The sequence below is a fragment of the Rhizobium sp. BR 314 genome (assembly GCF_047445805.1).
GTDB classification, from domain to species: Bacteria; Pseudomonadota; Alphaproteobacteria; order Rhizobiales; family Rhizobiaceae; genus Rhizobium; species Rhizobium lusitanum_B.
The window spans coordinates 110,945-124,111 of record NZ_JARWLA010000008.1; the positions used below are offsets into that span (position 1 = coordinate 110,945).

At 60.3% G+C, this 13,167-nt stretch carries 16 protein-coding genes; 6 read left to right on the forward strand and 10 right to left on the reverse strand.

All coding sequences use genetic code 11. The annotated features are described in order from the left end of the window. Both cysK and QD461_RS13550 read right to left on the reverse strand, forming a co-directional pair. Window positions 1-969, reverse strand: a complete 969-nt coding sequence (gene cysK, locus QD461_RS13545) for a cysteine synthase A (RefSeq protein ID WP_184706347.1) — start codon at window positions 967-969, stop codon at window positions 1-3. 134 nt (window positions 970-1,103) lie between these two features. After that, window positions 1,104-1,721: a LysE family translocator gene (locus tag QD461_RS13550; protein WP_414088231.1), complete on the reverse strand. Its 618-nt coding sequence runs from the start codon at window positions 1,719-1,721 to the stop codon at window positions 1,104-1,106. A 128-nt stretch (window positions 1,722-1,849) separates the two neighbouring features. Here QD461_RS13550 and QD461_RS13555 point away from each other — a divergent pair, with 128 nt between their 5' ends. Next, window positions 1,850-2,407, forward strand: a complete 558-nt coding sequence (locus QD461_RS13555; protein WP_414088232.1) for a cysteine hydrolase family protein — start codon at window positions 1,850-1,852, stop codon at window positions 2,405-2,407. A 225-nt stretch (window positions 2,408-2,632) separates the two neighbouring features. Then, on the forward strand, window positions 2,633-3,268 hold the full coding sequence (locus QD461_RS13560; RefSeq protein WP_414088233.1) for a hypothetical protein: 636 nt from the start codon (window positions 2,633-2,635) through the stop codon (window positions 3,266-3,268). Between the two features lie 2 nt (window positions 3,269-3,270). Here the strand turns inward: QD461_RS13560 and QD461_RS13565 are convergent, their stop codons facing one another. Beyond that, window positions 3,271-3,573, reverse strand: a complete 303-nt coding sequence (locus tag QD461_RS13565; protein WP_004108289.1) for an NIPSNAP family protein — start codon at window positions 3,571-3,573, stop codon at window positions 3,271-3,273. Continuing rightward, window positions 3,570-4,484, reverse strand: a complete 915-nt coding sequence (locus tag QD461_RS13570) for a DMT family transporter (protein ID WP_414088234.1) — start codon at window positions 4,482-4,484, stop codon at window positions 3,570-3,572. Before QD461_RS13570 ends, QD461_RS13565 begins: the two co-directional genes overlap by 4 nt. Before the next feature lie 108 nt (window positions 4,485-4,592). Here QD461_RS13570 and QD461_RS13575 point away from each other — a divergent pair, with 108 nt between their 5' ends. After that, complete coding sequence (locus QD461_RS13575) at window positions 4,593-5,057, forward strand: Lrp/AsnC family transcriptional regulator (RefSeq protein ID WP_414088235.1); 465 nt, start codon at window positions 4,593-4,595, stop codon at window positions 5,055-5,057. Here the strand turns inward: QD461_RS13575 and QD461_RS13580 are convergent. Next, window positions 5,054-5,947 carry a GNAT family N-acetyltransferase gene (locus tag QD461_RS13580; protein ID WP_414088236.1) on the reverse strand — a complete coding sequence of 298 codons (894 nt, stop codon included), beginning with the start codon at window positions 5,945-5,947 and terminating at the stop codon, window positions 5,054-5,056. The genes QD461_RS13575 and QD461_RS13580 overlap by 4 nt on opposite strands. Further along, a complete protein-coding gene (dut, locus tag QD461_RS13585; protein WP_414088237.1) occupies window positions 5,947-6,417 on the reverse strand; it encodes a dUTP diphosphatase in 471 nt (156 codons plus the stop codon). The genes QD461_RS13580 and dut overlap by 1 nt, the downstream gene beginning before the upstream one ends. Window positions 6,418-6,508: 91 nt before the next feature. Between dut and QD461_RS13590 the strand changes: the two genes are divergently transcribed. Beyond that, window positions 6,509-8,092 (forward strand): peptide chain release factor 3, encoded by a 1,584-nt coding sequence (locus QD461_RS13590; RefSeq protein ID WP_414088238.1) that lies wholly within the window; start codon window positions 6,509-6,511, stop codon window positions 8,090-8,092. Between the two features lie 47 nt (window positions 8,093-8,139). On the opposite strand, the gene QD461_RS13595 is transcribed toward QD461_RS13590, so the two are convergent. Both QD461_RS13595 and QD461_RS13600 read right to left on the reverse strand, forming a co-directional pair. Further along, window positions 8,140-8,970: a helix-turn-helix domain-containing protein gene (locus QD461_RS13595; RefSeq protein ID WP_414088239.1), complete on the reverse strand. Its 831-nt coding sequence runs from the start codon at window positions 8,968-8,970 to the stop codon at window positions 8,140-8,142. 69 nt (window positions 8,971-9,039) lie between these two features. After that, window positions 9,040-9,432, reverse strand: a complete 393-nt coding sequence (locus QD461_RS13600; RefSeq protein ID WP_414088240.1) for a nuclear transport factor 2 family protein — start codon at window positions 9,430-9,432, stop codon at window positions 9,040-9,042. 306 nt (window positions 9,433-9,738) lie between these two features. Here QD461_RS13600 and QD461_RS13605 point away from each other — a divergent pair, with 306 nt between their 5' ends. Next, window positions 9,739-10,764: an iron ABC transporter substrate-binding protein gene (locus tag QD461_RS13605; protein WP_414088241.1), complete on the forward strand. Its 1,026-nt coding sequence runs from the start codon at window positions 9,739-9,741 to the stop codon at window positions 10,762-10,764. Window positions 10,765-10,788: 24 nt separating this feature from the next. Next, a complete protein-coding gene (tsaA, locus tag QD461_RS13610; RefSeq protein WP_414088242.1) occupies window positions 10,789-11,319 on the forward strand; it encodes a tRNA (N6-threonylcarbamoyladenosine(37)-N6)-methyltransferase TrmO in 531 nt (176 codons plus the stop codon). Window positions 11,320-11,370: 51 nt separating this feature from the next. On the opposite strand, the gene QD461_RS13615 is transcribed toward tsaA, so the two are convergent. Both QD461_RS13615 and betC read right to left on the reverse strand, forming a co-directional pair. Continuing rightward, window positions 11,371-11,580 (reverse strand): TOBE domain-containing protein, encoded by a 210-nt coding sequence (locus QD461_RS13615; RefSeq protein ID WP_414088243.1) that lies wholly within the window; start codon window positions 11,578-11,580, stop codon window positions 11,371-11,373. Between the two features lie 63 nt (window positions 11,581-11,643). Beyond that, window positions 11,644-13,158: a choline-sulfatase gene (gene betC / locus QD461_RS13620; RefSeq protein ID WP_414088244.1), complete on the reverse strand. Its 1,515-nt coding sequence runs from the start codon at window positions 13,156-13,158 to the stop codon at window positions 11,644-11,646. Window positions 13,159-13,167: the final 9 nt, after the last annotated feature.

Genomic DNA, 13,167 nt, shown 5'->3' on the forward strand with positions numbered 1-13,167 from the left:
TCAGCCACCAAGACCCTCGAACAGTGCTGTCGAGAGATAGCGCTCGGCGAAGGAGGGGATGATGACGACGATGGTCTTGCCTTCGTTTTCTGGGCGCTGGCCGACTTTGATAGCCGCCGTCAGGGCTGCGCCCGAGGAGATCCCGACTGGCACACCCTCGAGTTTGGCCACGAGGCGTGCCTGCTGGAAAGCCTCGTCATTGCTGACGGTGATCACCTCGTCATAGACGTGGGTGTCGAGGATCTTCGGTGCGAAACCGGCGCCGATGCCCTGGATCTTGTGCGGGCCAGGATTGCCGCCCGAGAGAACCGGCGAATCCGCCGGCTCGACGGCGATGACCTTGACGTCGGCCTTGCGGGCTTTCAGCACCTGACCGACGCCGGTGATCGTACCGCCGGTGCCGATGCCGGAAACAAAGATATCGACCTTGCCTTCGGTGTCGTTCCAGATTTCTTCGGCGGTCGTCTTGCGATGGATTTCCGGATTGGCCGGGTTTTCGAACTGCTGCGGAATAATCGCATCCGGCAGTGTCGAGGCCAGCTCTTCCGCCTTGGCGATCGCGCCCTTCATGCCTTTCGGCCCTTCGGTCAGCACCAGTTCGGCGCCGAGCAGTGCCAGCATCTTGCGGCGCTCGACCGACATGGTCTCCGGCATGGTCAGGATCAGCTTGTAACCCTTGGCGGCGGCGGCGAAGGCGAGCGCGATGCCGGTATTGCCCGAGGTCGGCTCGATCAGCACCGTCCGGCCGGGGGCGATCTTGCCCTGGGACTCCAGGCTTTCGATCATGGCGACGCCGATACGGTCTTTCACGGACGCGATCGGATTGAAGAACTCGAGCTTCGCCAGGAGGTTGGCCTTGACGCCCTTTTCCTTTGCCAGCTTGTCGAGACGGATGATCGGCGTGTCGCCGATGGTCTCGGTGATCGAGGCATAAACGCGGCCGCGGCCTGGTTTGCGGGTGTCGGACATGGGTTTCTCCCTACATGTGAATTGTGCTGCGACAATAGGAGCAAACGCCGGCGGAAACCAGAGTGCACGCGCGCACACTGTTTGTTGCAGCTGAGAAAAGAATCTCTTCTCTCGCTGTTTCAGAGAATGTTTTTTCAGGCCGCCCGTACGGCAATAAACGCGGCCGTACTGGCGAGAATGCTGGCTGCGACCCTGTTCAATATCCGCAGGGCTATCGGCTTCTTGAGGAAGGCCCGAGCTCGAGACGCGAGCAGCATGTAGGGGACGAGGGCGATGAGCGGCACGACGACGGTTGCGGCGATTAGCATTACATATTCGCGCGCACCGATATGATCGATGTCGATCAGTGTCGGCACGAGCGCGATATAGAAGAGCATGGCCTTTGGATTGCCGAGCGTCACCAGCAGGCCTGAGAGGAAGGACATGCCGGCGCCATTGGGCTTTCTTGCCGATATATCGGCTACCAGCAGGCCGGCGGTCCAGAGCTTCCAGGCGATATAGCCGAGATAGAGGGCACCGGCGATCTTTATGACGATGAAGACCTCGGCGAAGGCCTGTGCTACGACGGCGAGGCCGAGGATGACGGCCGTCAGGTAAATGGTGTCGCCGAGCACCAGGCCGAGGCCCATGAAGAAGGTCTCGCGAAAGCCTGACCCCAGTGCGCGTGCCACGATGGCCGTGACGCCCGGACCAGGAATGGCAGCTGCGATGAAGAGCGCGCCGCTATAGGCAAGAAGGGCCGCGAGCGTCATCAAGATTTCCTCCAAAGATGGTACCGTCTCTATCGTACCACCTTTGCGTTTTCAAGCGATTGCGCCGGCGCTGCGAACATACTACCAAGGGGTTAACGCGCGTCGAAACTGCTATGCCCAAGGATATCATGTCTTCTGCATTGCTCCTGATCGATCTACAGAATTCCATTCTGACCGGCCTCGGCGCTCCGGCGCGGCAACCGGCTATCGATGCCGCACTGGAGGTGGTGGTCACCAAGCTCGCCACGCTGAAGCACAGGGCGCGTGCGACCGGCGTTCCGGCCTTTATCGTCCAGCATGACGGCAAGGCGGGTCATCGCCTGGCAAAGCGCAGCGAGGGCTGGCAATTGCGCCGCGAAATCGCGCCCGAGGCCGGTGATGTCGTCATCCACAAGACGAGCAGCGATTCCTTTTTCGAAACCGATCTCGAGGCAAAGCTTCGTGCCCGGGGCATCACCCGTCTTTTCATCGGCGGCTGCATGACGCAGTTCTGCGTCGACACGACGGCACGACGCGCCGTCTCACTCGGTTTCGACGTTTCGCTGATCTCCGATGGCCACACCACTGCCGATATGGGAAAGCTGGCTTTCGAAGAGATCATTGCGCACCACAACATGCTTCTTGATGGCTTCGACGCTGGGTCGCATGAAATCAAGCTGGTTGCAGCCGATGAAATTCAATTCTAGAGCCCTTTCGCTTTTCCTCGAATCGCGAAAATGCTCTATCCTCTTGTTTTTACGCAATTCCGGACGGAAAGCCGCTCTGCACTTTTCCTGGAATTGGTTTGGTTCTCTTTCCGTCACCGGAGGCTTCATGCCGTATTTGACCACTTTGATCGCCTTTGCCCCAAGGGCTCTCGGGATGATGCGGGCCGGAGCCACCGCCTGCACGGCTTTCGAGGCGCAGCGCTGATGCGGAGTTTTTCAAAGCCACTCACCGCCGGCCTTCTGTCACTTGCAGTGCTCGGCGGCTCAGTGCCAATCGCTTTTGCGGCCGGGACCGGCGCACAGACGATCGTCTTCATGCGCCATGGCGAAAAGCCGGAAACGGGGCTTGGTCAGTTGAACTGTCAGGGCCTCAACCGGGCGCTGGCATTGCCATCGGTACTGACAAAGCGCTTCGGCAAGCCTGCGGCGATCTTTGCGCCGAATCCCTCCCAGCGAAAGAGGGATGACGGGATTTCCTACGACTACATCAGGCCGCTGGCGACCATCGAGCCGACGGCGATTGCGCTCGGCATGCCGGTCGACACTCGCTTCGGCTATGACGATATCGACGAGCTGAAAACAGAGCTGGAAAAGCCTGCCTATGCAGGCAAGCTGGTCTTCGTCGCCTGGGAGCACAAGCAGATCGTCAAGCTCGCCCGGCAGCTGTTGAGTGACAATGGCGGGGACGATGAGGCGGTGCCTAAGTGGCAGGGAGAGGATTTCGACAGCCTCTATGTCCTGCGTCTTGGCGGCGGCAAGAGCGGGTTGGGCGCGACCTTCGAAAAAATGGCGGAGGGCCTTGACGGCCGCTCCACAACCTGCCCGACTCCGGCTAAGTAAGTTTAGAAAACTGGCCGCATGAAGCTGCGCTCGTAGCTGACGATGCAGCGCGTTTCTTCGCCATAGGCGAATGCGGCCCGGCATTCCGCATCCTCGGCCATCTGCTTGCGATAGTCCTCATAGGCGGCAAGGCTCGGAAAGCTGAAGAGCGCCAAGGCGATATTGTTGGCGCCTTCATGCGGCAGGAAATAGCCGTGATGCGTGCCGCCTAGCCGGTTGACCAGCGGAATCCAGAGCTTGGCATAGTGCTCGAATTCGGCAAGCTTGTAGGGGTCGATGACGTAGCGCAGATAGCAGGTGATCATTCGGTGGCTTCCTTGGAGAGATGGTTGTTCTTATGTCCGGCCAGGGGGATGGTCCAGCCGAGATTCATGCCGGCTGCAGCACCGAGAATGATGATTGCGCCGGCGATCTGCGTGATGCCGAGCACATGGCCGAACGCAAGGCGATCGACGACGATAGCGGCAATCGGATAGATGAAGGACAGCGCGCCAGTGAGATGCGTCGGCAGCTTCTGGATCGCGCCATAGAGCAGCACATACATCACGCCGGTGTGCACGACGCCCATGGCGACGAGGATCGACCATCCGCTGGCGTCCTGCGGCGCAGCGGAAAAATTGGTGAAGGGCGCAAGCATCAGGATGCCTGTCGAAACCTGGATGAGCGCGATCAGGTGCGGCGGCGTGCCTTTCAGCCACTTGGCCGCTATGGCCGCCAGCGCGTAAAAGAAGGCCGCGCCCAGCGAGAGGAGGATGCCGATTGCATAGCTTCCCGCACCTGCAGTTTCAGCTGGCTTGCCTTCCACGATGATCACCATGCCGGCAAAGGCAAGGGCAAGCCAGAACAGCTTGGTGAAGGTGATCCGCTCGCCCAGGAACAATGCGCCAAGCCCCAAAAGCATGAAGGGCTGCGTATTATAGACGGTCGTGGCGATGGAAATGGAGGCGTGGGAGTAGGCAGCAAACAGCAGCAACCAGTTGAGGACGATGGCGATCCCGCCGCCGACGGCGATCGCAAAGCTCTTCAAGTTCAGAATGCCAGGCCGCAGCAGGCCCATCGCCACGCAGATGACAAGCAGCGTCAACGCGCCGAAAGAGCAGCGCCAGAAAACGACATCGGTCACCGCCTGTCCGGACATCAGCACGAACCAGCCGATCGTGCCTGAAATCAGCATTGCCGCCGTCATTTCCGCCGTGCCGCGTTTAATCTCGGTCATTGCCTTGCCTCCCGTCTATTGCTGCCAATCATATTGCGGCGCGGGGATCGTTGATATAGATTCAGTGAGGTGAAATCGCTATTTTGCCTAAAAATATGAGGTTGAAACATGGGTGTCCCTAATGCAGCTCTTGGCCTCGATGAGATCGATCAGCGAATGCTCGAGGCGCTCGCACGCAATGCCCGGATATCGCTGAAGGAGCTGGCGGAAGCGGCAGCGTTGTCCTCGCCAAGCGCGGCGGAGCGGCTGCGTCGGCTGGAGGAGCGCGGTATCATATCGGCGTTCACCGTCGATATTGCACCCGAGACGATCGGTTACCCGCTGCAGGCGATCGTTCGCATCAGGCCTTTGCCCGGTCAACTGCATGTCGTCGAGCGGATCATTCAGGACACCCCCGAATTCATCGAATGCGACAAGGTCACCGGCGACGATTGCTTTATCGGGCGGCTGGTGGTGCGTTCCATGGGCGAGCTCGATGGCATATTGGACAGGATCACCGAGCGGGCCGAGACGAACACGTCGATGATCAAGGCGACGCCGGTCAAGCGCCGCCTGCCGCCTTTGTCGCGCTAAAATTCCGCCATAGGCGAGAGGATGAGCGGCCCGGTGATTTCGCCTGCTGCTTTGCCGCTCGCCATCAGCACAGTGTATCCCTCATAGGGCTCGATCGATGCCTCGCAATCCAGCCGATCCGGCGAGAAGCAGATCTCGATACGATTGGGTTCGACATCAAGAGCGGACAGGATTGTCGCCAGAGACGGAATGGCTGTTCCGGCCACGTCGAGCAGCCAGAAGGTCGCGCCATCGAACGTCCATGCAATGACCGCATCATCCCCGAGCGCCGTCAGGCGGATCGCTGGATTGAAGCAGGCGTTCAGCAGAAACATCTCCATCTGCTCGATAACGGCAAAGCGCTCGGAAACCGGCTGCCGGCTTTGCAGCAGCGTCTGGATCAGGTGCAGATCATCCGGCGTTTCCAGGGAAAGCTGCCGAGCAGCTCTGTCTGATTTCTGCAGCTTCGGCATCTGCGCGATGAAGACATGCTGAGGTACGATGCGGAACCCGTAACGCTCATAAAGCTCCGGCTTGTCGGTGAGTAGAAGATCGAGCTCGTAGCCCTCCGCGGCGGTTCGCTCAAAGGCGCGCCGCATGAGGTCGCGATAAAGCCCGCGTTCGCGCCATTCCGGCCGCACCGCGCCCGATTGATAGCCCGCCGCCTTGACGGCACGGCCACTGATCATCATCGGCATGGAGAAGGCGCTGAAGCTGGCGACACAGCGTCCTTCGCCATCGAAATACCCGAACGGCATGCTGCCTCGGTCGGGGCCGCCAAATTTATCCTGAATGCCGACATCGATAGAGAACGTGTCCTGCAGCAGGTCGACGAGGCCTTTCCATGCGGAGGGATCATCGAAATAATCCTGACGCAGGGTCAGGCCATGCGCTTGGGCAAGCTCGGTCATCACACGCCGGTCGAGCCGAAGCCGCCGGCGCCGCGCTTGGTTTCGCTCGCTTCCGTCGTTTCGACGATATGGGCCTGGATCGCCGGCGCGATGATCATCTGCGCGATGCGCATGCCGCGGGTGATCTCGAAAGGCTCTTCGCCGAGATTGATCAGCAGCACCTTCACTTCGCCGCGATAGTCGCTGTCGATCGTGCCCGGCGAGTTCAGGCAGGTGATGCCGTTCTTGAAGGCAAGGCCCGAGCGTGGGCGGATCTGCGCCTCGAAACCATCCGGAATTTCGAAGATAAAGCCCGTGGGAACGAGAGCCCGCTTGCCGGGAAGGATCGTCAGCGTCGCGCCATCGTCGAGGGCTGCGCGCAGATCCATGCCGGCGGCACCTCTGGTCTCATAAGCGGGCAGATCTAGCCCTTCGCCATGCGGCAGACGGATGAGGTTCAGGGTCGGGCTGATATTGGTGTGTATGGTCATGTGGCATTAGTTTGCGCTGCAACGGCCGAGGTCAATTGCATTTAGGGCTTTGAGTCGCTAGATACGGCCGCAATTCACAGGATTTACACGCATGGCCGAAAGTCTCGCCGAGGCGGTCTCCCGCCGCCGCACATTTGCTATTATCGCTCACCCGGACGCGGGCAAGACGACGCTCACCGAAAAGCTGCTGCTGTTCGGCGGCGCCATTCAGCTTGCCGGCGAAGTCAAGGCGAAGAAGGATCGCATGCAGACGCGCTCCGACTGGATGAAGATCGAGCGCGAACGCGGCATCTCGGTCGTCACCTCGGTGATGACATTTGAATATGAAGGCAACGTCTTCAATATTCTCGACACGCCCGGCCACGAAGACTTCGCCGACGACACCTACCGCACGCTGACCGCCGTCGATGCCGCTGTCATGGTCATCGACGCTGCCAAGGGTATCGAGCCGCGGACGCTGAAGCTCTTCGAAGTCTGCCGCATGCGCGACATCCCGATCATCACCTTCATCAACAAGATGGACCGCGAAAGCCGCGATCCCTTCGAAATCCTAGATGAAGTCGAAGAGAAACTGGCTCTGGACACCGCTCCCGTCACCTGGCCGATCGGCCGTTCCAAGACCTTCTGCGGCTCCTATCACCTAGCCGACAATACCGTGCGTGGCTCCGATACCGAAGTTGAGGCCACGCGCGTGAACGGCCCGCAGGCGGTTGCCGACCGGCTGCCGGAAAACGAGCGTCAGGCCTTCATCGATGAGACCGAACTGGCGATCGAGGCTTGCCGCCCGTTCGACCGGGAATCCTTCCTCGAAGGCCATATGACCCCGGTTTTCTTCGGCTCGGCGCTGCGCAACTTCGGTGTCCGCGATCTCATCAATGCGCTCGGCGCATTCGCACCGCCGCCGCGTGACCAGGTCGCCGATATCAGGACTGTTCACGCCACCGACGACAAGATGACGGCCTTCGTCTTCAAGATCCAGGCCAACATGGACCCGAACCATCGCGACCGGATCGCCTTTGCCCGTATCTGCTCCGGCAAGCTGGAGCGCGGTATGAAGGCGCGGCTGTCGCGCACTGGCAAGCAGCTTGGTCTTACCGCGCCGCAGTTCTTTTTTGCCTCGCAGCGCCAGCTCGCCGATACCGCCTATGCCGGTGATGTCGTCGGCATTCCGAACCACGGAACGCTGCGCATCGGCGATACGCTGACGGAAGGTGAATCTCTGGTTTTCCAGGGCGTGCCCAACTTTTCGCCGGAAATCCTTCGCCGCGTTCGCCTTGAAGACGCGATGAAGGCAAAGAAGCTCAAGGAAGCTCTGCAGCAGATGGCTGAAGAGGGCGTCGTACAGCTCTTCTCGCCCGAAGACGGCTCTCCCGCCATCGTCGGCGTGGTCGGTGCCCTGCAGCTCGACGTGCTGAAGGAGCGGCTGATGGCCGAATACGGCTTGCCGGTTTCCTTCGAAATGTCGCGCTTCTCCGTCTGCCGCTGGATCTCGGCCGACCAGTCGACCGACCTCGAAAAGTTCGTCACCGCACGTCGCGGCGATATCGCCCGCGATCTCGACGGTGATCCGGTTTTCCTCGCCCAGGACGGCTTCTCGTTGCGCTATGAGGCAGAACGTTATCCGGCTATCAAGATGGTCGCCATCAAGGAATATCACGCCGTCAAAGCGGCCTGATATCAGCAGCATAGCAGCCACAGGCGACGAGCCTGTGGCTCAAGATGTTACTGTGCTGCTGCTGCGTTCATCAGCTCTGCGTAGCGAGCCTCGGTGGCATCGTCCAACGGAAACATGCATTCGACCCTCAGCTCTTGGGTCGTGATCATCTGCGGCGTTCCGACCGTCGTGACCAGCGAGAAAAATTTCAGCACATGCCCGTCCTTTACGAAGGACAGGGGGATCAGCGGCACATTCTCGATCGCGGGCGATGTCCTCCATTCGGCATTCACATCGGGATAGGCAAGCAGTCTGTCGATAAGCTCCTTCGTTCGCGCATCGATCACGCGACCGACGGACTCTCGGAAAACCCGTCCCAAGAGGCTTTCGGCCGTCTTCTCCCAATCTGCAATGAAGGGCCGCATGCCTGAGGGATCGAACATGAGATGCAGGAGATTGCGCGGTTTCGGGCGGGCGGCCGTATCGATGAACTGGCCGAAGAAGCGCAGTGTCGCGTCATTGCTCATCAGGACATTCCAATAGCGGTCCATGACGACGGCTGGAAAGGGCTCGTGCTGGCGAAGCATGCGTTTCAGCGCATTGGCGACGCCTTGCATTTCCTGATCGTCGAAGCCTCCTTCGGAATAGATCGGCGCATAGCCGGCGGCGAGCAGCAGGGTGTTGCGCTCGCGAAGCGGCACGTCCAATGCATCGGCGAGACGTAAAACATTCTGGCGACCGGGCGTGCTCCTGCCGCTTTCGATAAAGCTGATCTGCCGCTGCGAAATGCCGGTGTCGAGGGAAAGTTCAAGCTGGCTCTTGCCGCGCGTGCCGCGCCAGGCGCGCAGCTGCGGGCCGAGTTGGTTTGGCAATCTCAGTTCGCCGCGAAGAGAACTCATCCTTGCAAAGCCTCGCTTCTTTCGTTTGATCTGGCAGGGCCATATTCCGCAGCCCTGCCAGCAATGGTTTTATGAGAAGGCTACCGGCCCGACTGCACCGTACCAATGGCGCACTTTCGTGGGATCGGTCTCGTCCATGTAGAAAAAGTGCGTCATCACCGGTTTGACGACCGCCTGAGTGCGGTCGTTGGGCGTCATTGTCACGGTCCCGCGGAACACTCTCAGCGATCCGGCGTCCCAATATTCGGTGACATCATGCAATGCCGTAAAGCCTGTGTCGATGAAGGCGCGCAGGTTCCGGCGTATGGTTTCTCGCCCCTTCCAGTCGGCGATGCCGAGGTTGCATGTGGCGTCTTCCGCAAGGCAGTTGAAGCCTTCGCCAAAGGTCTTGTCGTCGATTTCCCGCCAGAAGGCCAGCAGCCATCGGGGAGCTTCTCTTTTCGTGAACGTCATCGTCGTCATGAGTTTTTCCTGAGACCTCTGCCGGAATGATGTCGTGGCCATCAACGTCACACCGGGCTAGGGGTCATTTGTTGAAGGGCTGAAAAAGCTCTTCCTGCAAGAAGATGGTCGTTAAATACCCTGAGGCGAATGCTGCTCTCAATTACATGCGATGTCATGAAAGCCTCACCGATTAGGCCTCAAGCCGACGTGATCGGCTCGGATGTGTTTCATCTTGGAATAGTGCCTTGGCGATGTTCCATCCGATATAGCGCTATGCCATAGTGCCGCCCCGGAGGATCTCCTAGATCAGAACGGGCAGCTTTCATGATGAGATTTCTTGCGGTTCTTGTGCTGGCCTTCGCCGGCCTGATGCCGGTCGCAGCCGAAGCACGAATCATAACCGATGCGGCCGGACGCACGGTGTCGGTGCCAGACAAAATCAACCGTATCGTCGTCGCCGGGCCTCCGGCAGCAGTGCTTGTCTACGCGTTGGCGCCGGAAAAATTAGCGGGCTGGGTTCATGCGCCCGACGAGGCCGCGAAGGCCTATCTGGCGCCGTCGGTGCGGGCGCTGCCGACCATTGGGCGGCTGACCGGCAAAGGCGGTACGATCAGCGCGCAAGCCGTCACGGATGCCAAGCCGGATATCATCCTAGATGCCGGTACGGTCGATCCCACCTACAAGGCGCTGGCCGACAAGGTGCAGTCCGAGACCGGTGTTCCCTATGTCCTCATCGATGGCAGCTTTGCCCGCACAGCCGATACGCTTCGCGATGTCGGCGCCCTGATCGGCGTCGAAGATCGCGCCAACAAGCTGGCTGATTATGCCGATTCCGAAATCAAGGATTTGAACGACAAGCTGGCAACGTTGCCGAACGACCCGCGCCCGCGCGTCTATTATGGTCGCGGCGCCGATGGCCTGGAGACGGGGCTCTCCGGCTCGATCAATCTCGAAATCCTCGATGCTGTCGGCACTATGAATGTCGCTGCCGCTGCCGGCAAGGGCGGCCTGACCAAGGTGACGCCGCAGCAGGTCGTCGGTTGGAATCCCGACATCATCATCGCCGACGATGCGAATCTCGCAGCCTTGGTGAAAAGCGATCCGCAATGGGCTGCGATCAAGGCCGTCAAGGATGGCAAGATTTTCGTGCCGCCGTCCTTGCCCTTCGGCTGGTTCGATTCACCGCCCGGCGTCAACCGGCTCATCGGCGTACGTTGGCTGGAGAAACTGCTTTATCCAAAGCTCTTCCGCAGCGATTTCGCAGGCGATGTAAAGGAGTTCTACAAACTCTTCTATCAGGTGGACCTGACGGATGAACAGGTGGCGGCGCTACTGAAGGGCGTGAAGTAACCGCCGGGGGTCAGGGAGGCATTGATGGTCCGTGAAAACGAAATTCGCCAAAACGAAGTAGCCGTCGAACCGCCCGCAGCGTGCGATGCCGGTCTTACCTTTATCGGACGTATCTCGACGCCCTGGACATCGCGCATGGAAACGCCGCGCCAGGGCCGGCATGACGGCCCGCTCTGCCGGATCGAGATTTTCGAACCCTGGGTGGCGGCGTTGCAGGGCGTCGAAGCCTTTGAGCGGCTGGAAGTTCTTTATTGGCTGGATCGATCCCGGCGAGATCTCGTGCTGCAGAGCCCGGCCAACAGCGGCAAAGTACACGGCACCTTCTCGCTCCGCTCGCCGGTGCGGCCCAATCCCATCGGGACGTCCATCGTCAAGCTGGAAGCCGTCGAGGGTGCCGTGCTCTTGGTGCGCGGCCTCGATTGCCTGGATGGCACGCCCTTGCTGGACTTGAAGCCGGACCGTACCCTGTTCAAACCGATCGCGCCGCCGCAGCCCGGAGATTTCCGGACCGGCGACGACGAGACGGCGCATTATTGCCAGAAGCGGGATACCTAGATTGTTCACGTAGTTCCCGGAAAACCGCTAGGCAGTTTTCCTGGAACTGTTTCAGTCGACGGCGACCATGACGTCGGATGCCTTGATGACGGCATAGGCCGAAGAGCCCACCGTCAAGCCGAGTTCGTCGACCGCCTCGTTGGTGATCGATGAAGTGACGATGGAACCGTTGCCGATATCGATACGGACATGCGCCGTCGTCGCGCCCTTGGTGACTTCGATGACCTTGCCCTTGAGGCGGTTTCTTGCGCTGATCTTCATGGATGGTCTCCCTTATTGTCGGCGCGACAATACCGTCCTCCCCGGCGACGGGCCACCGAAATCCTATTCGCCTCGCGGATAGCGCTGGTTTTCCTCCAGCACGTTAAGGTCCATGTGGTTGCGCATATAGCGTTCCGATGCTTTTTGCAGCGGCTGATAGTCCCACGGATAGTAGGCGCCGTTGCGCAGGGCGGCGTAGACGACCCATCGCCGTGCCTGGCTTTCGCGCACGGCGGCGTCGAAGCTCTCAAGGTTCCAGCGCGCCAGGGCCTGTACCGTCAGGTGCTTCAACGTTCCGGCATGGGCTGGATCGTGAGCGAGGTTGGTCAGTTCCTTCGGATCCGCTTCGATGTCGAAAAGCATCGGCGGATCCTTTTCGCAAAGGGTCAGTTTGTAGCGGCTGTCGCGCAGACCCACGAGCGGCGCTTCCGAGCCCTCCGCCGCATATTCCATCGGCACGGCGCTGCGGCTTCCGGTGTTAAGAGCGAGCGGCGTCAAGTCCTCGCCATCGGTCCAGCGGCGCAGAGATGCGATGTCGATGCCGGCGAGCGCTGCCAGCGTTGGTGTGACGTCGAGCGTCGAAACCGGCTGGTCGATCCGCTTCGGCTGCCAGCCGGGCGCTGCGATCATCAGCGGCACGCGGGCGGAGCCTTCAAAGAAGTTCATCTTGAACCAGAGGCCGCGCTCGCCGAGCATGTCGCCATGGTCGGAGACGAAAAGGATGATCGTGTTGTCGGCCATGCGGCCGCGCTCGAGCGTTTCCAGGATCTCGCCGATCTTTTCGTCGACATAGGAGATATTGGCGAAATAGCCGCGTCGCGCCCGGCGGATCTGCTCCGGTGTGATATCGAAGGCGGCGTGATCGCAGGCTTTCATCAGCCGCTGCGAATGCGGGTCCTGCTCATCGAAGGGAATTTCGCCAACTTCGGGGTCGAGCGCCGGGCAATCCTCATAGAGGTCCCAGAAGCGGCGGCGCGCGACATAAGGGTCATGCGGATGTGTGAAGCTGACCGTCAGGCACCAAGGCCGCTCGTCATGCCCGCGTGAGAGGTCGTAGAGCTTGCGGGTGGCGTGATAGGCGACCTCGTCGTCATATTCCATCTGGTTGGTGATCTCCGCAACGCCGGCCCCGGTCACTGAGCCGAGATTGTGATACCACCAGTCGATGCGCTCGCCGGGCTTGGTATAATCAGGCGTCCAGCCGAAATCGGCGGGATAGATGTCTGTCGTCAGGCGCTCCTCGAAGCCGTGCATCTGGTCCGGGCCGACGAAATGCATCTTGCCCGACAGCGCCGTCTGGTAGCCGGCGGCGCGCAGGTGATGGGCAAAAGTCGGAATATCCGAGCAGAATTCGGCGGCATTGTCATAGACGCGCGTGCGGCTTGGCAGCTGCCCGGACATGAAGGAAGCCCGCGCCGGTGCGCAGAGCGGGCTTGCCGTATAGCTGTTGGCAAAGCGCACCGAACGCTTCGCCAGAGCTTTCAGTATCGGCGCATGCAGGAACTCGGCCGGGCCGTCGGGAAAGAATGTCCCGTTGAACTGATCGACCATGAGGATGAGGATATTCGGACGGGACATGCGAGTCTG

Coding starts and splice junctions, on each gene's coding strand:
- cysK (WP_184706347.1), bottom strand. CDS start 969: ATGTCCGACACCCGCAAACCAGGCCGCGGCCGCGTTTATGCCTCGATC.
- QD461_RS13605 (WP_414088241.1), top strand. CDS start 9,739: ATGATGAGATTTCTTGCGGTTCTTGTGCTGGCCTTCGCCGGCCTGATG.
- QD461_RS13555 (WP_414088232.1), top strand. CDS start 1,850: ATGTCTTCTGCATTGCTCCTGATCGATCTACAGAATTCCATTCTGACC.
- QD461_RS13595 (WP_414088239.1), bottom strand. CDS start 8,970: ATGAGTTCTCTTCGCGGCGAACTGAGATTGCCAAACCAACTCGGCCCG.
- QD461_RS13600 (WP_414088240.1), bottom strand. CDS start 9,432: ATGACGACGATGACGTTCACGAAAAGAGAAGCTCCCCGATGGCTGCTG.
- QD461_RS13570 (WP_414088234.1), bottom strand. CDS start 4,484: ATGACCGAGATTAAACGCGGCACGGCGGAAATGACGGCGGCAATGCTG.
- QD461_RS13580 (WP_414088236.1), bottom strand. CDS start 5,947: ATGACCGAGCTTGCCCAAGCGCATGGCCTGACCCTGCGTCAGGATTAT.
- tsaA (WP_414088242.1), top strand. CDS start 10,789: ATGGTCCGTGAAAACGAAATTCGCCAAAACGAAGTAGCCGTCGAACCG.
- betC (WP_414088244.1), bottom strand. CDS start 13,158: ATGTCCCGTCCGAATATCCTCATCCTCATGGTCGATCAGTTCAACGGG.
- QD461_RS13565 (WP_004108289.1), bottom strand. CDS start 3,573: ATGATCACCTGCTATCTGCGCTACGTCATCGACCCCTACAAGCTTGCC.
- QD461_RS13550 (WP_414088231.1), bottom strand. CDS start 1,721: ATGACGCTCGCGGCCCTTCTTGCCTATAGCGGCGCGCTCTTCATCGCA.
- QD461_RS13590 (WP_414088238.1), top strand. CDS start 6,509: ATGGCCGAAAGTCTCGCCGAGGCGGTCTCCCGCCGCCGCACATTTGCT.
- QD461_RS13560 (WP_414088233.1), top strand. CDS start 2,633: ATGCGGAGTTTTTCAAAGCCACTCACCGCCGGCCTTCTGTCACTTGCA.
- QD461_RS13575 (WP_414088235.1), top strand. CDS start 4,593: ATGGGTGTCCCTAATGCAGCTCTTGGCCTCGATGAGATCGATCAGCGA.
- QD461_RS13615 (WP_414088243.1), bottom strand. CDS start 11,580: ATGAAGATCAGCGCAAGAAACCGCCTCAAGGGCAAGGTCATCGAAGTC.
- dut (WP_414088237.1), bottom strand. CDS start 6,417: ATGACCATACACACCAATATCAGCCCGACCCTGAACCTCATCCGTCTG.